Raw genomic sequence first — 23,331 nt, 5'->3', positions numbered from 1 at the left:
CCCCCAAGTCGGGGGACATCTTCAGTGCCGTCGGGCCGCTCTGCGCGACTCCCCGTCGCGATGCGCGCCCGACTCCGGCGTCGCCAGCACGTCGACCACGACGACGGTCACGTTGTCCCGTCCGCCGTTGCCGAGTGCCGCATCCATCAGCTGCTGGGCCGCATCGAGCGGAGACGAGCCCTCCGCCAGGAAGTAGCGGATCCCGTGCTCGGTGAGCTCCTTGGTCAGGCCGTCCGAGCAGACCAGCAGGCGCGAGCCCGCAACAATCGGCAGGAGGAAGTAGTCGGGGATGGGGTCTTCGTTGAAGCCGACCGCGCGCGTGATGACGTTGCTGTGCGGGTGCACCTCCGCCTCCGCCGGCGTGATCGCCCCCGCGTCCAGAAGCTCCTGCACGATCGAGTGATCCAGGGTGAGCTGCTCCAGGGTGCCGTCGCGGTAGCTGTAGACGCGCGAGTCGCCGATGTTGAAGACCAGCCAGTACGGCGAGCCGTCCACCAGGGTCAGCGCGATCCCCGTCACCGTGGTCCCGGTGCCGAGGTCGGTCTGCCCGACCCCGCGCGTCATGTCGTCGACGGCGGAGCGCAGCGCCTCGGTGAGCGCATCCTCGCCCACGAAGTCGACCTTCACCTTCTCGGCGAGACGGGTGACGACGGCGGTGCTGGCGAAGTCGCCCGCGGTGTGTCCGCCCATGCCGTCGGCCACGGCGAAGATGGGTGAGCGCGCCAGGAGGCTGTCCTCGTTGACGCTGCGCCGGTAGCCCGTGTCGCTGAGCGCCGCCCAGGACAGACTGATGCGCGCGTCGGGATCGCCGGGGACGGCCACCGTGTGGCGTCTGCTGCTGCGACCGATCTGGGTCACTCGCGTCCTTCTTCTCGGCGGGCGGTGATCTCGATGATATTACCGTCGCCGATGTCCACTCTCGCCCCGGCGAGCACGACGACCGACTCCCCCGGGCGGAGTCGCCGGGCGCCGCCCGGCCCGGTGACCACTGTTCCGTTCGTAGAACGAAGGTCGGTGACCACGACGGCGTCCCCCGACTGCTCGATGCGAGCGTGGGTGGATGACACCTCCTGGGTTGGCGAGACCACGGTCACGAGACGCGGAGCGACGCCTCCGTCGACCCGCTGAGGCGTGGGTCGACGTCCCACCAGGAGGGGAGCATCCAGCGCGACGGTGTCCCCCGATGGGATGCGCGCGGCGAAGGCTGCCTGCCGGGGCAGGACGACGACCGGTGCGGTCTCCGGGAAGCCGTCGTCGGCAGGAACCGCCGGCGGCGCACTGTCGGTACTGGGCGTGTCGCGGGTCGCGGGTTCCTCGACGTCGACAGCCCCCGGAAGCTCGTGGGCGGCGGGATGCACGGAGAGCGGCACATCCTCGGAGTCGGGCACCGCTGCCTCGCCGCCGCGCCCGAACAGGCTGGAGCTGCTGCTCCGGTCGCGGATGATCGTCTCCTCGGCGGCGGGACCGGACACCGGTGCCCCCTCGACGGACGCCTCCGGCGCGGCCGTGCGGTCGGTCCGCTCGATCGGCGTGAGCGACCAGGTGAGGAGTTCGCCGTCCGCGACGCCGATCGCCAGCGGCAGCGACCCGATAGCGAGCCGCGCGACCGGTCCGGTCGCCGCATCGTCGCCCTGCAGCACGAGGCCGGTCACCGCCCGGAACTCGGCGAGCACCCACGGCTGGACGCCGGCGGCCGAGAACCGGCGCGCGCCGCCGACCGAGAAGACGTCGATCGCTGCGGAACCGCGGACGACCGCGGTCACGGTGACCTCGCCTGCAGTGTTCGGCTCGGAGAGCTCGGCGACAGCGAACGAGCGGACGCTGTCCGGTCCGGCGAGCGGGAACGCACCGACCACGGATTCGATGGTTGCCAGGTCCGAGTCTGCGAGCCAGAAGAGCTGATCGACGATCTCGTCCGTAACCGTGCTCTCGACCGCGGCGACGAAGCGGCGGCCGGCGACCAGCAGCCAGCGAGACGGACCCGCCGTGGGCGCATACCGGATGAAGCCGCCAGTCATCGTCGGCTCCTCTCAGGGTCGATGCGAGTGTAACCCGCTCGCGGGCCCCTCACCGACCGGGAGACGCTGGCGTGCCTCCTGCAACTGATTTCGTCAGCAGAATGGCCGAATCGGTGCGGAATCGCTTGCCAGGTCCCTGGTCCGCTGACAGAATCGCTCCATGAGTACCCCTCGGGCAACGAACGGCCAGAAGGCTGCGACCATCGACGACGTCTCCAAGGCGATCATCGAGCAGTTGCAGGTGGACGGCCGGAAGTCGTACGCCGAGATCGGCAAGGCCGTCGGTCTCAGCGAGGCGGCTGTGCGCCAGCGCGTGCAGAAGCTGACCGAGTCGGGTGTGATGCAGATCGTGGCGGTGACCGACCCGATGCAACTCGGCTTCTACCGGCAAGCGATGATCGGCGTGCGCTGCACGGGCGACACGCGTGCGGTCGCCGACAAGCTGGCGGCCATGCCGGACGTGGACTACGTGGTGCTGACAGCCGGCACCTTCGACATCCTCGCCGAGGTGGTGTGCGAGAACGACCTCGACCTCATCACGATGCTCAATTCCGAGATCCGGACGCTGGAGGGTGTGCTCTCCACCGAGACGTTCGTGTATCTGAAACTCCACAAACAGTTCTACAACTGGGGAACGCGATAACCATGACGACAAGCGTTGAAACGTTCGGCGAACCGATCACGGCCGATGAGGCTGCACTGCAGGCCAAGGCGCGCGATCACCTCTGGATGCACTTCGCCCGTCAGTCGGTGATGGAGGAGGGACAGGGCGTCCCGATCATCACCCGCGGCGAGGGACACCACATCTGGGACTCCCACGGCAAGCGGTACATCGACGGGCTTTCCGGTCTCTTCGTCGTGAACGCGGGCCACGGTCGCAAGCGCCTGGCCGAGACCGCTGCCAAGCAGGCGGAGCAGCTCGCCTTCTTCCCGATCTGGTCGTACGCGCATCCCAACGCCATCGAACTGGCTGACCGGCTCGCCTCGTACGCTCCGGGCGACCTCAACCGCGTCTTCTTCTCCACAGGCGGCGGCGAGGCCGTCGAGACCGCGTTCAAGCTGGCCAAGTACTACTGGAAGCTCCAGGGCCGACCCACCAAGCACAAGGTCCTCTCCCGCGCCGTCGCCTACCACGGCACGCCGCAGGGAGCGCTCGCGATCACCGGCATCCCGGCCATGAAGGAGATGTTCGAGCCGCTGACCCCCGGCGGGTTCCGCGTCCCGAACACCAACTTCTATCGCGCTGGCGAGATGGGCGCCCCGACCGACGACCTCGAGGCGTTCGGCGTCTGGGCGGCGAACCGGATCGAGGAGATGATCCAGTTCGAGGGTCCGGAGACCGTCGCGGCGATCTTCCTGGAACCGGTGCAGAACTCGGGCGGCTGCTTCCCGCCTCCCCCCGGCTACTTCCAGCGTGTGCGCGAGATCTGCGACAAGTACGACGTGCTCATGGTCAGCGACGAGGTCATCTGCGCCTTCGGCCGCATCGGTCACATGTTCGCCTGCGACCAGTACGGCTACGTGCCCGACATGATCACCTGCGCGAAGGGCATGACGAGCGGCTACTCGCCGATCGGCGCGACGATCATCAGCGACAAGATCTACGAGCCCTTCAAGCACGGCAACACGTCCTTCTACCACGGCTACACGTTCGGCGGTCACCCGGTGTCCGCCGCCGTGGCGCTCGACAACCTCGACATCTTCGAAGAGGAGCGACTCAACGAGCGGGTGCGCGAGAATTCGCCGCTGTTCCGCGCCGAGCTCGAGAAGCTGCTCGACCTGCCGATCGTCGGAGACGTGCGCGGCGACGGGTACTTCTTCGGCATCGAGCTGGTGAAGGACAAGAACACCAAGGAGACCTTCGACGACGACGAGTCGGAGCGTCTGCTCCGCGGGTTCCTCTCGAAGGCGCTGTTCGACGCCGGCCTGTACTGCCGCGCCGACGACCGCGGAGACCCGGTCGTGCAGCTCGCGCCGCCGCTGACGATCGGTCCCGACGAGTTCGTCGAGATCCGGCAGATCCTGGAGTCGGTGCTGACGGAGGCGTCGAACCACCTGTAGACCCCCAAAGGACGAGTCCGGGGCCGCGCGTGCGGCTCCGGACTCGCGCCTTAACCGGCAGCACCGAGCATCCGGAGGAACACATGGACTACCGCACGGTCGGCTTCTGGTTCGACTCCATCGCCGATCAGGAGGACGGCTACCGGCCGCGTCCGGGGCTCGACACGGACATCGAGGCCGATGTCGCCATCGTCGGCGCCGGCCTCACCGGACTGTGGACCGCGTACTACCTGCAGGAGCGCGACCCCGGCCTGCGTATCGTCCTGCTCGAGAAGGAGGTCGCCGGCTTCGGCGCCTCCGGCCGCAACGGCGGCTGGTGCTCGGCCCTGTTCCCCTGGTCTGCGACGAAGCTGGAGAAGCGGTACGGCTTCGACGCGGCGGTCGCGATGCGGAGCGCCATGATCGGCACAGTGGATGAGGTCGGCCGCGTCGCCGAGGCGGAGAACCTCGACATCGACTACGCGCGCGGCGGGACGGTCACCTTCGCCCGGTCGAAGCCCCAGCTGGACGCCGCCCGTGCCGAATTCGAGGAGTCCGAGCGCTACGGCGTCGACCGAGTGACGCTCTGGGGAACCGAGACCGTCCGCGGTCGCTTCGCTGCTGCTGGCGCGGTCGCCGCGACATTCACGCCCGCTTGCGCGCGCATCCACCCGGCGAAACTCGCTCGGGGCCTCGCCCGGGCGGTGGAGCGCCGTGGCGCGACGATCGCGGAGGGCACCGAGGTGCTGTCCTGGGACCGCGGCACGGTCCGCGTCCGATCCGGCGGGGCCGAACGGACCGTCAACGCCGGCATCGTGGTGAACGCCACCGAGGGGTACGGGTCACAGCTGCCGCAGGTCGGCCGCCGCATCCTGCCGCTGTACTCGCTGATGATCGCGACCGAGCCGCTGCCCGACGCGACCTGGGAGCGGATCGGCATCGAGCACGGCCAGACGTTCACCGACTTCCGCAACCTCATCGTGTACGGGCAGCGGACCGCCGACAACCGGTTCGCGTTCGGTGGGCGCGGGGCGCGCTACCACCTGGGCAGCGCCATCCGCCCCGGCTACGACCGGTCGCCTCGGGTGCGCGAGCACCTCATCCACACACTGTTCGATCTGTTCCCGGATGCCTCCGGCGCACGGATCACGCACCACTGGGGCGGCCCGCTCGGCGTCCCACGCGACTGGCACGCCAGCGTCGGCTACGACCGGGAGGCCCGGGAGGCCTGGGCCGGCGGATACGTCGGCGACGGCCTGAGCACCACGAACCTGGCGGGGCGCACTCTCGCGGACCTGCTGACCGACTCCCGGACCGAGCTCACGGCACTCCCCTGGGTCGGTCATCGCTCACCGCGGTGGGAACCCGAGCCGCTGCGGTTCGCCGGCGCGAACGTCGGCCTGGTCGCGATGGAGTCGGCCGACCTCGAGGAGTCGGTCACCCGCCGCCCGTCCCTGGTCTCGCGCGCCGTCGCCCCTCTCATCGGCCACTGACCCGCCCCGACCCAGCCCCCACCGTCGAGTCCGCACAGACTGCACACAAAACCGCCGGATCCGTGCAGTCTTCGCGTACTCGATGGTGGGGAGTGCGCGGCACGGGTCCGGCGGTCGGGAGTTGCGGGGCGGGTTACGCCTGGGCGAGCACAGCCTGCAGCTCGAGGGTGATGGTGACCTCGTCGCCGAGGAGCATGCCACCGGTCTCGAGCGCGGCGTTGTACGTGAGGCCGAACTCTTCGCGGTTGATCTTGGTCTTCGCAGTCGCGCCGGCCTTGTAGTTGCCGTACGGGTCCTGTCCGAAGCCGCCGAAGTCGAACTCGAACGTGACCGGCTTGGTGACGCCCTTGATCGTCAGGTCGCCGTCGACGAGGAAGTCGCCGCCCTCGTGGCGCGCGCCGGTCGACACGAAGTCGATGGTCGGGTGCTCCTCGGCGAGGAAGAAGTCGCCGGTGCGGAGGTGCGCGTCGCGGTTCTTGTCCTTGGTGTTGATGGAGGCGACGTCAGCCTTCGCGGTGACCTTCGAGTCGAGCGGGTTCTCGGCGGTGACGAAGGTGGCGTCGAAGTTCTCGAACACACCCTTCACCTTGCTGATCATCAGGTGGCGGATGCTGAAGCCGACCTCGGAGTGGGCGGGGTCGATGGTCCAGGTGCCTGCCTTGTAACCGGGGATCTCGATGGTCATGGCTCTCTCCTTCAGGAAGTCGTGCGCCGGGCGGTGTGTCCACCGGCGTCGAGTACATGCAAGCGCATCGACCTCCGCTTCATTCCCGAAATCCCAAAAAAAGTTGACGCGTCACTCTTTCGAGGCGAGCGAACGCCGCAGTTCCAGCAGTTTCAGCGCATCCGCATCGACCTGAGCAGCCGGAATGCGCCCGTTGCGCACCGCCGCGACGACGGCGTCGATGAGCGCGCTCGGGTCGCTACCGGCCGGGATGACGTCCAGCACCATCGTGTTGCCCGCGGCGATCGCCTGTACGGCGTTCTCCCCCGGGTCCTGATACTGCGGCAACCCGGTGTCCTGCAGCATCCGCAGATCGTCGGTGATGCTGACGCCGCGGAAGCCGAGCTCGTCCGTGAGGATGCGGTGCCAGGCTGCCGAGAGCGACGCGGGAGCCGCATCCACGTGCGTGTAGGCGAGGTGCCCGAACATCACGAACTCCGCCCCGGCATCGATTCCCGCGCGGAACGGCGGCAGATCCCGCGTGGCCCACCCGGCCTTCGTGACCGCGGTCGACGGGACGGCGTGGTGCGAGTCCGCCTCGCTCTCGCCATGGCCAGGGAAGTGCTTCAACGTGCTGAAGACCGTGCCGCGCTCGCCTGTCACCGAGGCGGCGACGCGCGCCGCAGCTCCTCCGGGTTCGGTGCCGAGCACTCGATCGGCGATGAAGGAGTCCGGGTCGGCGGTGACATCGGCGACCGTTCCGAAGTTGACGGAGATCCCGGCGTCGCGCAGCAACGCGGCGCGCCGGGTGAAGGCCGCCTGGGTGGCCGCTGGGTCCTGGGCGCGGAGCGATCCCGCACCCGGCTGGGCGTCCCACGGCAGACGCGTGACGTCCCCGCCCTCCTCATCCACGCCGATCAGCGGAGGCAGCCCCGGGTCGGACACCTTCATCGCTGCCGTCTCCGCCGCGAGTTCGGCAGGCCCGCCGGGGATGTTATCGCCCATCAGGATCACGCCGCCCAACCCGTACCGGTCGACGAATCCGCGGAGGGCAGCAGGATCGGTGCCCGGCAGGTGGAGCATGAAGAGCCCGGCGACCTTCTGGCGGAGGGTAAGATTCGCGAGCCGCTGGCGGGCGTAGGCCGCAACCGGATCGACCGGGGGCGTCGCGGTGGGAGCGGGCGCGGCCGTGGCGGGCGGGGCCCCCGCTGTGCGCGCTGGGACCGTCGCACCGGGCGCTCCCGCGACGCAGCCGCTCAGCGCTCCCGACAGCAGCAGGGTCGCCGACAGCGCCACGGCGGCCACCGCGGCGCTCCGGCGTCGGGCTGCGCGCATCCCTCGATGTTAACCCCGGGCGCTCATCCCTTCACCGCTCCGCCCAGGCCGGCGCTCCGCAGGAAGAGCCCCTGGAACACGAGGAACAGCGCGATCGGGATGAGCGTCGAAATGGCCAGCGCCGCCAGATACACGTCGAGCTGGATCGCCGCCTGCAACGTCGGCAGCCGCACCGACAGCGGCTGCATCCCCGGGTCGCGCAGCACGAGCAGCGGCCACAGGTAGTCCTTCCACGCCGCGATGATCGCGAACACCGAAACCACGCCGAGGATGGGCTTCGACATCGGAAGAACAATCGACCAGAACAGCCGGAACGGCCCGGCCCCGTCCGTCCGTGCCGCCTCGAACACCTCCCGCGGCAGGTTGTCGAAGAACCGTTTCACCAGCACCACGTTGAACGCGCTCGCACCGGCCGGCAGCCACACCGCCCAGAAGGTGTTGATGAGCGACTGTCCGAGCAGCGGCGGGTTCAGGATGGTGAGGTACAGCGGCACGAGCAGTACCACCGACGGCACGAACAGCGTCGTGAGGATGAGGCCGTACAGCACCTTCCCGTACGCCGGGCGCAGCACGCTCAACGCGTAGCCCGCAGTCGTGGCGACGAGGATCTGCGCCGCCCAAGACCCTGCGGCGACCCAGATCGTGTTGACGAACTGCACGTCGATGTGGACGGTCGACCACGCGGTGGACAGGTTGGCCCAGTCCACGCCGTGCGGGAACAGCGCCATCGGGGTCCGGAGGGTGTCCTCCGTCGGGGTGATCGCCGACTTCGCGAGCCAGAGCAGCGGCCCGAGCCCGACGACGATCAGCACGAGCAGCAGCAGCCCGTGGGTGACGCGCGTGCTCCATCTCACGCCCGGCTTTCGGCGGTCCGAGATCGAGAGGATGCCGCGGTCGCCCCCGTCTTCCGCGGCGCGGCGTCGCCGTCGGCGGCGGGGTGGTTCTGGCGCCCCGCCCTCCTCGATCACATCGGTGAGGACGTTCCGGACTTCGGGAGGGAGGGAGGTCGTGGTCGTCAATTCTGGCTCCAGGACTTGGTGAGGCGGAAGTACACGAGCGACAGCACGGCGAGGAACGCCGCGAGCAGCAGGCTGAGCGCGGTCGCCGCGCCGTAGTCGCCGCCCAGCGAGTTCTGGAACGCGTAGCGGTAGATCAGCAGCAGGATGGTCACGGTCGAGTCGACCGGCCCGCCTCCCGTGAAGAGGAACGGCTCGAGGAACACCTGCGCCGTCCCGATGATCTGCAGGATGAGGGTGATCAGCAGGATGCTGCGCAGCTGCGGCATCGTCACATGCCAGACCTTCTGCCAGATCCCCGCGCCATCGACCTCCGCCGCGTCGTACAACTCGGGTGCCACGCTCGTGATCGCCGCGAGGTAGATGATGATCGTGCCGCCGGCAGCCGCCCACGTCGCCTCGACGACGAGGGAGGGCATCGCCTGCGTCGCCGACTGGATCCACGGCTGCGGCGGGATCCCCACCCAGCCGAGGATGGTGTTGAAGACGCCGTCGGGGCGGGCGTCGTAGAAGAACTTCCACAGCAGCACCGCCACGACCGGCGGCACGACAACCGGCAGGTAGGCGAGCGCGCTGTACAGCCCCTTCGCCCGCTTCACCTCGCTCATCAGGACCGCCGCGATGAGCGGCACCGGATACCCGAGGAGGAGTGCGAGCAGCGCGAACCAGGCTGTGTTGCCGACCGCCGTCCAGAACAGCGGGTCGTTCACCACCTGGACGAAGTTGTCCCAGCCCACCCAGGTGGGAGCGCTGACGAGGTTGGTGTGCTGGAAGCTCATCACCACGCTGCGCACGATCGGCCACCACGAGAAGATGCCGAAGATCAGCAGCATCGGCAGCAGGAAGAGCAGGGCGCTGGCGCCCCCGCCGCGAACCCAGGTGAGGGGTGTGCGGCGAGGGCGCGTCAGCGGACGATCATGTGTCGTCATTTGTCAGCGTCGACGAGCTTCTGGATGTCGCCGTCGACCTTGGTGAGCAGTTGGTCGATGTTCGCGTTCTTGTCGGTCAGCACCGCCTGGACGACCGAGTCGAGCGCACCGTAGAGCTCCTGCGTGTGCTTGTTCGGCTCCGGGACCAGCGTCGCGTCGAAGATCTTGTCCGTGAACGGCGCGACGTTCTCCTGCGGGACGTTGATCTCATCCGTGATCCACTGCATGTTCTGGTCGTAGGTGGCCTTGTCGAAGACCGGCAGCGTTGGCACACCGACCGGCTGGTTCGACTTCACGAGCACCTTCGCGTCGGCGATGGCCTGCTCCTTGTTGAGCAGCTTCTGCATGTAGTAGAAGTCGATCCACTTCACGGCCGCGTCTTTCTGCGCCTGCGACGACTTCGGGCTCACTGCCGCGACGTTGCCGCCGACCAGCACCCCGGCGTCCGAGTTGCTGGAGTCCAGGGGCAGCATCGTGAGTCCGTAGTTCTTCGGGTCCACGTTGTTCTGCTGCACGAGCGAGGTGAGGACGTCGGAGCCCGACGGGTACATCGCGATCTGACCGGCGCCGAATGCCTGGTTGATGCCGCTCCAGTCGAGCAGGAAGTTGCTGCCCGCCGAGTTGTCCGTCCAGCGCACGTCGTGCAGCCACTGCAGCGCGTCCTTGGTGACAGGGTTGTTCGTCGTGACCTTCGTCTTGCCGCCGTCGGTGGTCTCCATCCGGCCGCCGCGCGAGTAGACGGTGGTGGTCAGCTCCCAGCCGCCGGTGTTGCCCTGCGTCATCTGCATGTAGCCGGCGACGCCCGGAACCTTCTCGGAGATGGTCTTGGCGTCCTGACGGACCTCGTCCCACGTGGTCGGCGGCTTGTCCGGGTCGAGCCCGGCCTTCTGGAAGATCTCGCGGTTGTACGACAGGCCCATGGCGTAGGGGCCGTACGGGACGCCGTAGATCTTGTCGCCGTCCTTGGCGACCGCGAGCACGTTCTCGTTGAACTTGTCCGCGTACGGGAGCTTGTTCACCTCGGCCGTGATATCGGCGAGCTGCCCGGCCTGCAGCAGCGACTGCGAGTCGGTGAACGGCACGTTGAAGACGTCCGGGAGGGTGCCGCCGGCGAGCTGCGTCGCGAACGTCGGCCCCGTCCACTGGTACTCCTCGGCCTTGACGTCGATGCTCGGGTTGGCCTTCTCGAACTCCTTGACCCGGTCGTCGAAGGCCTTGAAGGCGGCCTTGTCGCTGCCCGGGATGAGGCTGGCGACAGTGATGTGGACCTTGCCGTCGTTGGAGTCGCCGCCGGATGACGAGCATCCGGCGAGGAGACCCACTCCTGCCATGGTGACCGCGGCGACCGCTGCGACCGTGCGTACTGACTTCATTGTCTGGACCCTTTCGAGTGTGATGCGTGGATGGTGCGTTTCAGGTGGTGAGGTGCCCTCCGGCCGGCCGCTGCGTGCGCAGCCAGACGGTGGAGTCGGGTGGCAGCTGTCCGCCGACGAGGGGGCTGCTGCTGAGGAGGATCGCCTGGTGCTCCGGAAGGGGCACCGGGACGGCGGACAGGTTGGTGGCGCTGACGAAGGCGGCTCCGCGGGCGAACGCGAGCACGCCATCGGGTGCGTCGAGCCAGGTGAGCGAGCCGTCGCCGAGGGCCGGTTCTGCGCGGCGGATGCGCAGCGCCTGACGGTAGAGCCACAGCATCGACGACGGGTCGCTCTGCTGGGCCTGCACGGTCAGCCCCGCCCAGTCGGCCGGCTGCGGCAGCCACGGGGCGGCGGTGGAGTCGTCAGGACCGAAACCGAAGGGCGGTGTGGTGCCCCGCCAGGGCAGCGGCACTCGGCAGCCGTCGCGGCCGGGGTCGACGCCGCCCGAGCGGGCGTGCATCGGGTCCTCGCGGAGTTCGTCCGGCAGGTCTTCGACCTCGGGCAGTCCCAGTTCGTCCCCCTGGTAGATGTAGAGCGAGCCCGGCAGGGCGGCGGTCAGCAGGGCGGCGGCACGGGCTCTTCGCAGGCCGAGCGCGAGGTCGGTGGGGGTGCCCTTGCGCTTCTTCACGAAGGCGAACGATGAGTCCTCCCGGCCGTAGCGGGTGACCGCCCTCGTGACGTCGTGATTGGAGAGCACCCAGGTGCTCGGGGCGTGCACCGGGGCGTGCGCTGCGAGCGTCTCGTCGATGGATGCACGCAGCTCGCGCGCATCCCACGGCCGGGCCAGGAAGTCGAAGTTGAAGGCGGTGTGGAGCTCGTCGGGCCGCAGGTACATGGCGAACCGCTCGATGTCGGGCAGCCAGATCTCCCCCACCAGGACGCGGGTGCCCGGATAGCCGTCGGCGACGGTGCGCCAGGAGCGGTAGATGTCGTGCAGCTCGTCCCGGTCCTGATTGGGGTGCTCCCCCGGTCCCGCCTGCTCGGGGACCTCGGGCAGCGCCGGATCCTTGACCAGCAGGGCCGCCGAGTCGATCCGGACGCCGGCGACGCCGCGATCGAACCAGAAGCGGAGGATGTCTTCGTGCTCACGCCGCACTTCGGGATGGTTCCAGTTGAGGTCCGGCTGCTGCGGGCTGAACAGGTGGAGGTACCACTCGCCGGGCGTTCCGTCCGGGTTCGTGGTGCGCGTCCACGTGTCACCGGAGAAGTTCGAGCGCCAGGACGTGGGCATCTCGTCCCCCGCGGGGCCGCGGCCGGGACGGAACCAGAACCTCTCGCGTTCGGGCGAGCCGGGACCAGCCGCGAGGGCTGCCTGGAACCAGCGGTGCCGGTCGGAGACGTGGTTGGGAACGACGTCGATGATGGTGCGGATGCCGAGAGCGAGGGCGTCGCGGATGAGCGCCTCCGCCTCCCCCAGATCGCCGAAAGCGGGGTGGATGCGGCGGTAGTCCGCCACGTCGTAGCCACCGTCGGCCAGCGGTGAGTCGTACCATGGCGTGAACCAGATGGCGTCGACACCGAGGTCGGCGAGGTACGGCAGGCGCTCGCGGACTCCGGCCAGATCGCCGATCCCGTCGCCGTTCCCGTCGGCGAAACTGCGCGGGTAGATCTGGTAGATGACCGCGCTGCGCCACCACTCGGGGTCGTCGGTGGGCGGCACAGGTCGGGAGGCGCTGTCCGCCGTCTCGAGGCTGCTGTCGCCGTCCATCACGGAGAGGTCCACGCTGAGCCTTTCGGTCGTCTGTCACGACGGACCGTCCGGCGCCGTCGTCGTTCACCGAAATGTAGCTAAGCCGACAAAATGACGCAAGAACTAAACAAATAGCAATTGGTTTGCGCACATTTGCGTGCGCTTGCGTGTCACGCCGCGTGCGGAACGGGCCCGGTGGACCCGCGCACGACCAGCTCCGGCTCGAAGAACAGCTCGTCGCGGATGGCCGAATCGCTCGATATCTGCCGCAGAAGGAGTTCGATGACCGTGCGTCCCATCGGCTCGATCGGCTGCCGGATCGTGGTGAGCGGAGGCTCCGTGCAGTTCATCAGTGCTGAGTCGTCGAAGCCGACGATGGACACATCGCGCGGCACGGAGAGCCCGGCGCGACGCGCGGCGCGGATAGCACCCAACGCCATCGGGTCGCTGGCGCACAGGATCGCGGTGACGCCCGCAGCCAGCAGCCGGGTCGCGGCGGCCTGCCCGGCTTCCAGCGAGTAGAGGGAATGCACCACCAATGACTCGTCGAGTGGAGTACCCCATCCCTCCGCCAGACGTCGCGCGGCTTCGAGCTTGCGCTGGGACGGCACGTGATCGCGTGGGCCGAGCAGCAACCCGATGCGCTCGTGTCCGAGCGAACGCAGGTGAGCCAGCGCCTGGGCAGTCGCCACGGAGTCGTCGCACGAGACCGTGGCGAAGTGAAGCGAGTCGACCGGGGCGTTCACGAGCACGGTCGGGAGGTTGAGCTCGGCGAGACGCCCGTAGTGCGCGTGATCCGCATCCTGCTGGGCGTACGCACCACCGACGAACACCACGCCGGAGACGTGCTGCTGCAGCAGGAGATCGACATAGTCCGACTCGGAGATGCCCCCAGCCGTCTGGGTGCAGAGCACCGGCGTGTACCCGTTCTGGGCGAGAGCCCCACCCAGGATCTCGGCGAAAGCGGGGAAGATCGGGTTCTGCAGCTCGGGGAGCACCAGCCCGACGAGTCGTGCCCGTTCGCCCCGGAGTTTCGTCGGCCGCTCGTACCCCAGCACGTCCAGTGCTGTGAGCACGGCCTGGCGGGTCGCATCCGACACCCCGGGCTTGTCATTGAGCACGCGGCTGACCGTGGCTTCGCTGACTCCGACCTTGCGCGCCACTTCTGCGAGACGTTTCGACATGGCGACAGTGTACGCAAACCGTTGCAGATCGACGCAAGTTTTTTGCAGGCGAGTGGCACGATCGCGGTTCAGACGAAGGACTCGCCCGCCGTGAGGACTCGGAGCGTGTCGAACAGCGCGGCTCGCTGAGCCTCGCCGAGGGGCGCGAAGAGTTCGCGCAACACGTTGGCAGCGATGCGGTGCCCGTCATCGAGAGCCGTGCGGCCGGATGCGGTCAACGCGTGCTCCAGTCGGCGTCCCCGGCCGGAGGTACGAGTGATGAGACCCCGCTCGACGAGCCGGCCGGCGAGGGTGCCGAACGCCTGATCGCTCTGGAAGGTCGCGACCGCGAGGTCGTGCCCGGAGGCCGCGGGCATCCGGTCGATGGCGCGCAGCGCATCCCACTGCACGAGGCTGATGCCGACGTCACGCAGCGCGGCGTCCATCGTGCGGTGGTTCCGATACTGCGCGCGCTTGATCGTGAGCCCGAGCGCCTCCAAGTCCGTCGTCATGGTGCTACTGTATCAACATTCGTATATAAACATGTTGATTTAGGAGAAACCTATGAGCATCACGCTTCCCGCCGACCTCCCCGTCATCGAGGCCGGCGACCCCGCATCGCGCACGGCGCTCGTGCTGCATGGCGGTGGCGGACCGCGGACCGTCGCCCCGATCGTGTTCCACCTGGCCTCCACCCTGCATGCCGTGGCGCCGACGCATCCGGGATGGGACGGCACTCCGCGTCCGGACTCGATCGCCTCGATCGCCGACCTCGCATCCGGCTACCTCACCAGCCTCCTCGACCGGGGAGAGCGTGACGTCGTGCTGATCGGGTCCTCCATCGGCGGGTGGATCGCTCTCGAGATGGTTCTGCAGGCTGCCGCGGAGGAGCGGTACGCCGGGATCATCGGCGCTGTGGTCGACATCGACGGGGTCGGTGCGCTCGTCGAGGATGAGCCGATCGCCGACTTCTTCGCCCTCGACGCACGCGGGCTTGCCGAACTCGCCTGGCACGACCCCGAGCGCGGCTACATCGACCCCGCGGGAATGACCGATGAACAGCGCGCCAACCAGCAGTCGAACGGCCGCACGATGGCCGCCATTGCCGGAGCCGGCATGGCCGACCCTGCGCTGCTGGGCCGGCTCGGCGCCGTGGACGTCCCCACCCTGGTGGTCTGGGGCGAAAGCGATCGCGTCGTCACACCGGCCTACGGGCGTGCTGTCGCTCATGCCATTCCGGGGGCGCAGTTCGTGGAGATTCCGCAGGCGGGGCACCTTCCGCACCTGGAGGCTCCGGAAGCCACCTGGGCGGCGATCGACCCGTTCCTCGCTGCGCGCTGACCGACAAAGTCAGGCCGGTGGCCAGTTCAGCCGCTTCCGCCGAAGCCCGTGCATCGAGAGAGAGAACACGAAGGGCGGCTGTACAGAGGCGAGGCGGTGGATGTGCGTGGCGTACTGCAGACACATCCCGCCCATCTGCTCGGCCGTGAGGTCGCCGCGTGCGAAGGCGACAACGCGGGCGTCGTTGAAGTAGATCGCCATCGCTTCGAGCGGACGAGAGGCGATCATGTGGTCCTTGGTGAGCAGGATGAAGCCTGCCTGAGCACCAGCGCTGATCCACCCCTGATCGAGCATCCGCTGCGACCGCGCGTCGCCGAAGTGCTCGGCCAGCGTCATGACGTCCCACCCTGCAGCGCGTAGCGCGGCCGCCAGCTTCCGCTGCCCGAGCGATCGGTCGAGCAGGATACGCGCCCGCATCTCAAGCGGCCTGGATGATCAGCGACCTGAGTTCCCGAGCGTCAAGCCCGAAGTCTTCGCCGACTTCGGCGATAGCCTCCCCTGCCCGTACACGGCTGAGGACGTCTTCCACCCGAACACCGATCCGCTCGATGGTGGGGTGCCCGGAGTTGCGATTCGGGTCGACGACGACGTCGACTACTTCGAAAGTCGGAAGATGGATGAGGCTGACGTAACCGTTCTCGTACTGGATGCTCTTGAGGAACTCGCTCACCACCTCCTTGAACACCCCTTGATGATTGCGCACGACCACCAGGTCGCCCTCGCCGTTGCGAATGAGGATCTCCGCGCCGTCGGTCATGAGGCGCTGGCTGAGCAGCGCGTTGTCGATGCCGATTTCATCCCGGAGCACGTCGATGGCGGGTCGGATTCGGGCCATCGGGAGGCCTGCGCGTCGGAAGGCCTCGATAATGTAGCCCTCTGCAAGAGCGTTGAAGGGAACAGTGAGCCCCCGACCGGGGCGAACCCCCGTGAGCAGCGGCGTGCTCTCACCCCAGCGACCCTCCTGACGCTGCTTAAATCGCTGCCCGTGTGCCCAGCGGGTGAACGACGTCGGCGGAGCCTGGATGATGCGAGCCGCTTCGGTCTGCGAGTAGAGCGGAGTCGTGTAAGCGAGCTCATCCGAGGCAGCTGTTTGCATGCAAACATTCTAGCGTACGAAGCGATACGATGACGGTCATGGCGAAGAAGGTGGTCTCCCTCCTGCTCGCCAGCCATCCCGGCCCGACGGTCGTCGTCACGGTCATCGTCGCCGGTCTCGGCATCGGCCTCGGTTACCCGCCCGGACGGCTCGCCGTGCTCGCGCTCGCCGTTCTGCTCGGTCAGCTGTCGATCGGCTGGAGCAACGACTGGCTGGATGCCGCCCGCGACGCGGCCGTCCACCGCACCGATAAGCCCGCGGCGCGGGGCGACGTCTCCGTCCCCGTCGTGCGCCTGGCCGCCTTCCTCGCCGTCGCCGCGGCGATCCTCGTCACCCTCCCCCTCGGGCTCGGCGCCCTCGCTGCGCACGTGGTCGTCATCGCGGGCGGCTGGGCCTACAACCTCGGCCTCAAAGCGACCGCCTACTCCTGGGTCCCGTTCGCCGTCTCGTTCGGCACGCTGCCTGCCATCGCGACCCTCGGGCAGGAGCAGCCGGCCCTGCCGCAGTGGTGGGTGTACGCCGCCGGCGCGCTGCTGGGGGTCGCCGCACACGTCACGAACGTCCTCCCCGATCTCGACGACGACGCGCGGACCGGGATCCGCGGGCTGCCGCACCGTCTCGGCGCGCGGGTCAGCGGTCTGCTGGCGTTCGCAGCCCTCGCCCTCGCCACCCTGCTGATCACGTTCGGCCCCGGCCTGCCGGTGCGACCGCTCCTGATCGCCGGGCTGGTCATCGGCCTGGCCGCTGCGGCCACCGGCGTTGTACTGCTGCTGCGGCGCAGCCCCACCCGGCTGCTGATGCAGCTCATCATGACGTGCGCGATCGTCGACGTGGTGATGCTGGCGCTCGCGGGTCAGTCTGTGACGGTCTGAACCTTGGCCGCCGCGGGCTCATGGTTGCGGATGCCGATCGCCGACACGACGCCGCCCACCAGGAGCAGTGCTGCCGCCGCGATCATCGCGCGGTGCAGCCCGGCCTCATCCAGCTTGCCGCCGATGATCATGCCGGCGGCGGCGATCGCGAGGAGGCCGGCGATGCGCGACACCGCGTTGTTGACCGCCGATCCGATGCCCGCCTGCTCCGGGTGGATGGCGCCCAGAATCGCGCTGGTCAGCGGGGCCACGGTGATCGACAGGCCGACACCGAACAGCAGAACGGCGGGAAGCAGGGTCGTCCAGTAGTTCACGGTGTCCCCGACCATCAGCAGCCAGGTGAATCCGGCCGCGGCGATGATCGGCCCGATCGCCATGAAGAGCCGCGGACCGTACCGGCCGGCGAGGCCGCCGAAGAAGCCGGACAGCAGGAGCATGCAGAGGGTCGACGGGATGAACACGAACCCGGCGGCGATCGCCGAGAACCCGGCGACCTGCTGCAGATAGAGCGTGATGATGAGCGGTCCGAAGGACAGCGCGGCGTACACGAAGAACGTCGCGATGTTGCCGACCCAGAAGTTGTGCACGCGGAAAAGCCCGAGAGGGAGCATCGGCTGCTTCACGCGGGTCTCGACGACGAAGAACGCCGCCAGGCTGATGAGCCCGAGGACCAGCGGGATCCACACGCGGGGGTTCTCCCAGCCGTACGTGCCCTGCTCGATCAGGGCGAACACCGTCCCGGCCAGACCGACCGAGCCCAGGATGGCGCCGAGGATGTCGACGCGGCCGCCCATCCCCTTGTCCGTGTCGTGGAGGGTGGCCATGATGAACAGCGTGATGGCAATGGGGATGACGTTGATCACGAACACCCACCGCCACCCGAGCGTGTCGACGAACACGCCGCCGACGACCGGACCGGCGATCATCGCGATACCCGTCCACGCCGTCCAGCGCCCGATCGCCTTCGCCTGCGCCGGACCTTCGAAGCGGGAGATGATGATCGCGAGGGAACTGGGCACCAGCAGCGCCCCGGCGACGCCCTGGAGCGCGCGAGCGAGCACGAGGAACACGCCGGTCGGCGCGAACGCGCACAGCAGCGACGTCACACCGAAACCGATCAGTCCGGCGTAGAGCACCCGCTTGCGGCCGAACACATCCGACAGCGATCCCGCGATGAGGATGAGCGAGCCCAACGTGACGAGATACGCGTCGACCACCCACTGCTGGAGGGGCAGCCCGCCGCCCAGATCGCGGGAGATGGCGGGCAGCGCGACGTTGATCACCGCCCCGTCGAGGAAGGCGACGAAGCTGGACAGGATCGCGATGAGGAGCACTCTCAGCTGGAGCGACGTCATCCGCTCGATCCGCACGTTGGACATGACCTCATTCAACGTGGTGACGGCAGGTAACCGCAACCGGAGCCGCCTGCGGTGACGGCTAGTTGTTGCCCTTGGTGCAGGTCTGCTGCGCGGCCGTCTGGCCGGTGATGGTGGACGGGAGTTCGACCGCCGCGCCGCCCCCGTCGGTGGCCCCAGGGGTCGCCCCCGGAGCAGGCGCAACGGGCGTGGCAGGCGCCGCCGGGACAGCCGGTGACGGTTCCCCGCCCGGATCCGGAGCCGGCGTGGTCGTCGCCGTCGGATCCTCCGCCGCGCGCCCGGTCGAGCCGGTCAGCTTCACGGGCTGGTCGTTCACCAACGCCTCGTTCAGGGCATCCGCCGCAGACTCCTGCGGCACCACGCGATTCGGGTTGTCCGGATCGCTCACCGCCGGGTACTGCACGAACACCATGTTGTCGAGGCCCGTGTCCTTCAGGGCCAGCGCGATCTGCACGAGGGTTGTCGGGTTGGTGAGGGTCTCCGACGGCGTGATGTTGTTGACCGCCGCCTTCGCGAGTCCGTAGAGCTGCACGGGATTCGTGAGCACGCCGCCGCTGACCACCTTGCGTGCCAGCGCCGAGAGGAATACCTGCTGGTTCGAGATGCGGCCAAGGTCGCTGCCGTCTCCCACGCCGTGACGGGAGCGCAGGAACGACAGAGCCACATCGCCCACGATCGTGTTCTCACCGGCCGGGAGGTCGAGCGGCGGGTTCGTGTAGTCGTCGGTGACCGGGCTGGCGAGGCAGACCGCGACACCGCCGACCGCGTTCGACATGGCGCTGACACCGTTGAAGTTGATGACCGCCGCGAAGGGGATCGTCAGGCCGGTCATCTTGGACACGGTCGCCACGACGCAGTTCAGCCCGCCGCGGGACAGCGCTGTGTTGAACTGGGCGTAGGAGCTGCCGTCGATCGTGCCGCCTTTGGGGTCCGGGCAGTCCGGGATGGCGACCATCAAGTCGCGCGGGAAGCTGACGACCATCATGCTCTTGTGGTCCTGTGCGATGTGCAACAGCATCGTCACGTCGTTGTTGCCCGCGCCGCTGCTCGCATCCTGCTCGTCCGAACTGTTGTAGACGCCGCCGAGATCACTGCGGCTGTCCGTTCCGGCCAGCAGGAGGTTCACGCCGCCGGGGATGGCGGAGACGTTGGGGATGTCCTGCGGGATCGCCGACTGCCCGGGAGCGGCCTGCAGGTGGACCCCGGTTTTGATCGAGCGAGCCACATCCCACACCGCGTACGCCGCGACCGAGCCGACACTGACGAACACCACGACCACGACGGCCGCGAGCAGCTTGGTCGCCGCGACGATGCCCCGCCTCCTGGGCAGACGACCGTGCCGCACGCCCTCCGGTCCGCGGGCGCGCTGATGGCGGCGCGGCAGATCGGTCATCGGCATCCCTCGGTCGTCGGTCGTTGACGAAATCCTAGCGGCCGACCCTATCCACCCGCTGCGAGGCGCGCACCACGAATGAGGGCCCTCTCACAAGACAGGACAGGTGAGGGCTTTCCCCCAATTCCTCGTCGGCAGATGGGCCGCGTTGAGGGATCTCCCGGATGCCGCGGCGACGCAGCGGCGTGCATCCTCATCTCACGGCGGCCGTGCGGTCGCCACCAGACCGTCAGAAAGCCAGACCGCCAGGAGGCCACCATGACCATCGCCGAACCGCGCCAGGATGCCGGAAGCTCGCCCGCCGCCGTCCGTCCCTTCACCTACACCGCCTCGGACGAGGAGCTCGCCGACCTCAAGCGCCGCGTGCAGGCGACACGCTGGCCCGAACGGGAGACCGTGGACGACAGCTCGCAGGGCGTCCGCCTCGAGGTCGTCCGTGCGCTCGCCGACTACTGGGCGAACGAGTACGACTGGCGGCCGATCGAAGCGCGTCTCGCCGAGCTGCCCCAGTTCGTGACCGAGATCGACGGTCTCGATATCCACTTCCTCCACATCCGCTCGCCCCACGAGGACGCGCTGCCGATGATCGTCACGCACGGCTGGCCGGGGTCGGTCATCGAGCAGCTGAAGATCGTCGGCCCGCTCACCGACCCCACCGCGCACGGCGCAGACGCGTCCGACGCATTCCATCTGGTCATCCCGTCGCTCCCGGGTCACGGCTTCTCCGGCAAGCCCGACGCGACGGGATGGGACCCCATCCGCATCGCCAAGGCGTGGGCGGAGCTGATGACCCGGCTCGGCTACGACCGCTACGTCGCGCAGGGCGGCGACTGGGGCAACGCCGTCACCGAGCAGCTGGCGCTGCTCACCCCGCCCGGACTGATCGGGATCCACACCAACATGCCTGCGGCGGTCCCCGACGCGATCCAGACCGCGCTCGACAACCACGAGCAACCGCCGGCTGAGCTCACCGACGAGGAACGCTACGCCTGGGATCAGCTCGCCTTCTTCTACGCACACGGTCTCGCCTACGCCCAGGAGATGGGCAACCGGCCCCAGACGCTCTACGGCATCGCGGACTCCCCCGTCGGACTCGCCGCGTGGATGCTCGACCATGATGCTCGCAGCTACGACCTGATCGCTCGGGCCTTCGCCGGTGGGTCGGAGGGTCTCTCGCGCGACGACATCCTCGACAACGTGACCCTGTACTGGCTCACGAACACCGCGGTGTCGTCGGCGCGCCTCTACTGGGAGAGCAAGCTGGCCTTCTTCGCCCCGAAGGGTGTGCCGCTGCCGACCGGCGTGAGCGTGTTCCCGGATGAGATCTACGCCGCACCGCGCACGTGGGCGACGACGGCGTATCCGCACCTCATCCACTTCAACCGCCTCGACCGCGGGGGCCACTTCGCGGCCTGGGAGCAGCCGGAGCTGTTCTCGCAGGAGGTCCGCGCCACCTTCCGCTCGCTCCGCTGAGCCGGTGAGAGGGATGCAGGAACTCGCGCAGGTCGACGCCGGCGACCTGAACGTCGGCTACACCGACGACGGCCGGAAGGACGCGCCGGCGGTGCTGCTGCTGCACGGCTGGCCCTACGACATCCACAGCTTCGAGGAGGTCGTGCCGATGCTCGTCGACGCCGGGTTCCGGGTGGTCGTCCCCTACCTTCGCGGGTACGGGACGACCACGTTCCGTGACCCGGGCACGCTGCGGACCGGTCAGCCAGGAGCCCTGGCGCGAGACGCGATCGCCCTGCTGGATGCGCTGGGCATCGACTCCGCGGTGGTCGCCGGTTCCGACTGGGGCGCCCGGACCACGAACGTCCTGGCAGCACTGTGGCCGGAGCGGGTCCGAGGCCAGGTGACCGCCAGCGGTTATCTCGTGGCCGGTCAGGCCGCCAACGCGAACCCGCTGCCGCCGGAGGCCGAGCTCACCTGGTGGTACCAGTTCTACTTCGCGACCGAGCGCGGCCGGGCGGGATACGACCGCTACCGCGACGACTTCGCCCGCCTGATCTGGCGGATCGCCTCACCCCGCTGGGAGTTCGACGACGCGACCTTCGAGCGCTCCCGCCCGTCGTTCGCCAACCCGGATCACGTCGACATCGTCATCCACAACTACCGCTGGCGGCTCGGCCTCGCGGAGGGCGACCCGAGCCTCGACGACATCGAGGCGCGACTGGCGGCCCGGCCGGCCATCGGCGTTCCGGCGATCACGGTGGAGGGCGACGCGAACGGTGCGTTCCACCTCGACCCGTCCGCCTACCGCGACCGCTTCACGGGACCGTACGAGCACCGGTTGATCTCGGGAGGCATCGGTCACAATCTGGCCCAGGAGGCTCCGCGGGAGTTCGCCGACGCGGTGATCGACGTGGCGCGGATGGCCGACGAGGCTGCCGGGATGTCGCCCGGCGCCGCCTCCGGATCGGAGGCGACCGATGTCCGATGATCGGGTGGACGACGACCGCGCGCGCGGTCTGTTCCGCAGTCTTTCGCACCGCTTGGCCGGAGACGTGGAGCAGCTCCCCGACGAGGGCCGCCTCCCGTCGTTCGAGCGGGCGACCGGCTGGCTCAACACAGAGCCGCTGACGCCCGAGGGGCTCCGCGGCCGCGTCGTACTCATCGACTTCTGGACGTACACCTGCGTCAACTGGCTGCGCACGGCCCCCTACCTGCGTGCCTGGCACCGGAAGTACGCCGACGCGGGGCTCACCGTCGTCGGCGTGCACACTCCCGAGTTCGGCTTCGAGCACGACCGCGACAACGTCACCGCCCGCACGCGGGCACTCGGCGTCGAGTACCCGGTCGCGGTGGACGACGACTACGGCGTCTGGAACGACTTCGCCAACCATTACTGGCCGGCGGTGTACCTGGCCGACGCCGCAGGCCGGCTGCGCTACCACCACTTCGGCGAGGGCGAATACGCGCGGACCGAGATGATGATCCAGCGGCTGCTGATGGATGCGGGAGCCCGCGACCTCGACATGGACCTCGTCATGGTCGACCCCGACGGGCTGGAGGTCGCCGCGGACTGGCGCGACCTCCGCTCCCCCGAGACCTACCTCGGCTACGGCCAGAGCAGCGGCTTCGTCTCCGAGTCCGCCGACCGCTACGACCAGTCGGAGCAGTACCACGGCACCCCGTCCCTCCCCCTGAACGGCTGGGCGCTCGACGGTCGCTGGACCCACGCGCAACATGCCGCCGTGCTCGACGAGGCGGGCGGGAGCGTCTCGTTCGCGTTCCACGCCCGCGACGCGAACCTGGTGATGGGACCGACGCCCGCCGGGGCGAGCATCCCCTTCCAGGTGCTGCTCGATGGGCGGCCGCCGGGCGACGCTCACGGAACCGATGTGGATGCGGACGGCCGTGGGGTCGTGGACCGCCAGGACACCTACCAGCTGATCCGGCAGCGCGACGGCATCGACGAACGGGTGGTGACGCTGCGCTTCGACCGGCCCGGCTTGGAGGCGTACTGCTTCACCTTCGGATGAGCGCC

Annotated in this window: 22 protein-coding genes; 8 read left to right on the top strand and 14 right to left on the bottom strand. The window is 68.8% G+C overall.

Going from position 1 to position 23,331, the window contains the following annotated elements:
- Positions 1-21: 21 nt before the first annotated feature.
- Positions 22-858, bottom strand: a complete 837-nt coding sequence (locus AB4Y74_RS07700) for a PP2C family protein-serine/threonine phosphatase (protein ID WP_441798514.1) — start codon at positions 856-858, stop codon at positions 22-24.
- Entirely contained in the window at positions 855-2,018 is a 1,164-nt protein-coding gene (locus AB4Y74_RS07695; RefSeq protein WP_441798513.1) for an FHA domain-containing protein, read from the bottom strand. The genes AB4Y74_RS07700 and AB4Y74_RS07695 overlap by 4 nt, the downstream gene beginning before the upstream one ends.
- 160 nt (positions 2,019-2,178) lie before the next feature.
- Between AB4Y74_RS07695 and AB4Y74_RS07690 the strand changes: the two genes are divergently transcribed.
- The 3 genes from AB4Y74_RS07690 (at position 2,179) to AB4Y74_RS07680 (ending at position 5,551) form a co-directional block, all read left to right on the top strand.
- Entirely contained in the window at positions 2,179-2,661 is a 483-nt protein-coding gene (locus tag AB4Y74_RS07690) for an Lrp/AsnC family transcriptional regulator (protein WP_310129075.1), read from the top strand.
- A 2-nt stretch (positions 2,662-2,663) separates the two neighbouring features.
- Positions 2,664-4,079 (top strand): aspartate aminotransferase family protein, encoded by a 1,416-nt coding sequence (locus AB4Y74_RS07685; protein WP_441798512.1) that lies wholly within the window; start codon positions 2,664-2,666, stop codon positions 4,077-4,079.
- Between the two features lie 83 nt (positions 4,080-4,162).
- Entirely contained in the window at positions 4,163-5,551 is a 1,389-nt protein-coding gene (locus tag AB4Y74_RS07680) for an NAD(P)/FAD-dependent oxidoreductase (protein ID WP_441798511.1), read from the top strand.
- A 133-nt stretch (positions 5,552-5,684) separates the two neighbouring features.
- Here the strand turns inward: AB4Y74_RS07680 and AB4Y74_RS07675 are convergent, their stop codons facing one another.
- The 8 genes from AB4Y74_RS07675 to AB4Y74_RS07640 all read right to left on the bottom strand — a co-directional run bounded on the left by AB4Y74_RS07675 (position 5,685) and on the right by AB4Y74_RS07640 (position 14,275).
- Entirely contained in the window at positions 5,685-6,236 is a 552-nt protein-coding gene (locus AB4Y74_RS07675; RefSeq protein WP_441798510.1) for a YceI family protein, read from the bottom strand.
- Between the two features lie 111 nt (positions 6,237-6,347).
- Positions 6,348-7,550: a glycoside hydrolase family 3 N-terminal domain-containing protein gene (locus AB4Y74_RS07670; protein WP_441798509.1), complete on the bottom strand. Its 1,203-nt coding sequence runs from the start codon at positions 7,548-7,550 to the stop codon at positions 6,348-6,350.
- Between the two features lie 23 nt (positions 7,551-7,573).
- Entirely contained in the window at positions 7,574-8,569 is a 996-nt protein-coding gene (locus AB4Y74_RS07665) for a carbohydrate ABC transporter permease (protein ID WP_441798508.1), read from the bottom strand.
- The gene (locus AB4Y74_RS07660) at positions 8,566-9,495 is read right to left on the bottom strand and encodes a carbohydrate ABC transporter permease (RefSeq protein WP_441798507.1); all 930 of its coding nucleotides are present in this window, start codon (positions 9,493-9,495) and stop codon (positions 8,566-8,568) included. The genes AB4Y74_RS07665 and AB4Y74_RS07660 overlap by 4 nt, the downstream gene beginning before the upstream one ends.
- The gene (locus tag AB4Y74_RS07655) at positions 9,492-10,868 is read right to left on the bottom strand and encodes an ABC transporter substrate-binding protein (RefSeq protein WP_441798506.1); all 1,377 of its coding nucleotides are present in this window, start codon (positions 10,866-10,868) and stop codon (positions 9,492-9,494) included. Before AB4Y74_RS07655 ends, AB4Y74_RS07660 begins: the two co-directional genes overlap by 4 nt.
- A gap of 40 nt (positions 10,869-10,908) precedes the next feature.
- On the bottom strand, positions 10,909-12,618 hold the full coding sequence (locus AB4Y74_RS07650) for a glycoside hydrolase family 13 protein (protein ID WP_441800412.1): 1,710 nt from the start codon (positions 12,616-12,618) through the stop codon (positions 10,909-10,911).
- A gap of 152 nt (positions 12,619-12,770) precedes the next feature.
- A complete protein-coding gene (locus tag AB4Y74_RS07645; RefSeq protein ID WP_441798505.1) occupies positions 12,771-13,784 on the bottom strand; it encodes a LacI family DNA-binding transcriptional regulator in 1,014 nt (337 codons plus the stop codon).
- Between the two features lie 68 nt (positions 13,785-13,852).
- Positions 13,853-14,275, bottom strand: a complete 423-nt coding sequence (locus tag AB4Y74_RS07640; protein ID WP_441798504.1) for a MarR family winged helix-turn-helix transcriptional regulator — start codon at positions 14,273-14,275, stop codon at positions 13,853-13,855.
- 52 nt (positions 14,276-14,327) lie between these two features.
- Here AB4Y74_RS07640 and AB4Y74_RS07635 point away from each other — a divergent pair, with 52 nt between their 5' ends.
- Positions 14,328-15,104 (top strand): alpha/beta fold hydrolase, encoded by a 777-nt coding sequence (locus AB4Y74_RS07635; protein ID WP_441798503.1) that lies wholly within the window; start codon positions 14,328-14,330, stop codon positions 15,102-15,104.
- Between the two features lie 9 nt (positions 15,105-15,113).
- Here AB4Y74_RS07635 and AB4Y74_RS07630 read toward each other — a convergent pair whose 3' ends face one another.
- Both AB4Y74_RS07630 and AB4Y74_RS07625 read right to left on the bottom strand, forming a co-directional pair.
- Positions 15,114-15,521: a hypothetical protein gene (locus AB4Y74_RS07630; protein ID WP_441798502.1), complete on the bottom strand. Its 408-nt coding sequence runs from the start codon at positions 15,519-15,521 to the stop codon at positions 15,114-15,116.
- 1 nt (position 15,522) lies between these two features.
- Positions 15,523-16,200: a DUF433 domain-containing protein gene (locus tag AB4Y74_RS07625; protein ID WP_441798501.1), complete on the bottom strand. Its 678-nt coding sequence runs from the start codon at positions 16,198-16,200 to the stop codon at positions 15,523-15,525.
- 38 nt (positions 16,201-16,238) lie between these two features.
- On the opposite strand from AB4Y74_RS07625, the gene AB4Y74_RS07620 reads away from it, so the two are divergent.
- Complete coding sequence (locus AB4Y74_RS07620; protein ID WP_441798500.1) at positions 16,239-17,072, top strand: UbiA family prenyltransferase; 834 nt, start codon at positions 16,239-16,241, stop codon at positions 17,070-17,072.
- On the opposite strand, the gene AB4Y74_RS07615 is transcribed toward AB4Y74_RS07620, so the two are convergent.
- Both AB4Y74_RS07615 and AB4Y74_RS07610 read right to left on the bottom strand, forming a co-directional pair.
- The gene (locus AB4Y74_RS07615; RefSeq protein ID WP_441798499.1) at positions 17,054-18,451 is read right to left on the bottom strand and encodes an MFS transporter; all 1,398 of its coding nucleotides are present in this window, start codon (positions 18,449-18,451) and stop codon (positions 17,054-17,056) included. The genes AB4Y74_RS07620 and AB4Y74_RS07615 overlap by 19 nt on opposite strands.
- Positions 18,452-18,509: 58 nt before the next feature.
- Positions 18,510-19,841 carry an LCP family protein gene (locus tag AB4Y74_RS07610; RefSeq protein ID WP_441798498.1) on the bottom strand — a complete coding sequence of 444 codons (1,332 nt, stop codon included), beginning with the start codon at positions 19,839-19,841 and terminating at the stop codon, positions 18,510-18,512.
- Positions 19,842-20,099: 258 nt separating this feature from the next.
- Between AB4Y74_RS07610 and AB4Y74_RS07605 the strand changes: the two genes are divergently transcribed.
- The 3 genes from AB4Y74_RS07605 to AB4Y74_RS07595 are packed head-to-tail and all read left to right on the top strand — an operon-like array spanning position 20,100 to position 23,326.
- Complete coding sequence (locus tag AB4Y74_RS07605) at positions 20,100-21,314, top strand: epoxide hydrolase family protein (protein ID WP_441798497.1); 1,215 nt, start codon at positions 20,100-20,102, stop codon at positions 21,312-21,314.
- 13 nt (positions 21,315-21,327) lie between these two features.
- Positions 21,328-22,284 (top strand): alpha/beta hydrolase, encoded by a 957-nt coding sequence (locus tag AB4Y74_RS07600; RefSeq protein WP_441800411.1) that lies wholly within the window; start codon positions 21,328-21,330, stop codon positions 22,282-22,284.
- Positions 22,274-23,326: a redoxin domain-containing protein gene (locus AB4Y74_RS07595; RefSeq protein WP_441798496.1), complete on the top strand. Its 1,053-nt coding sequence runs from the start codon at positions 22,274-22,276 to the stop codon at positions 23,324-23,326. Before AB4Y74_RS07600 ends, AB4Y74_RS07595 begins: the two co-directional genes overlap by 11 nt.
- Positions 23,327-23,331 lie beyond the last annotated feature (5 nt).

Source organism: Leifsonia sp. RAF41, from assembly GCF_052114085.1.
Taxonomy (GTDB): Bacteria; Actinomycetota; Actinomycetes; order Actinomycetales; family Microbacteriaceae; genus Leifsonia.
This window is presented reverse-complemented; position numbering and strand designations above follow the sequence as displayed.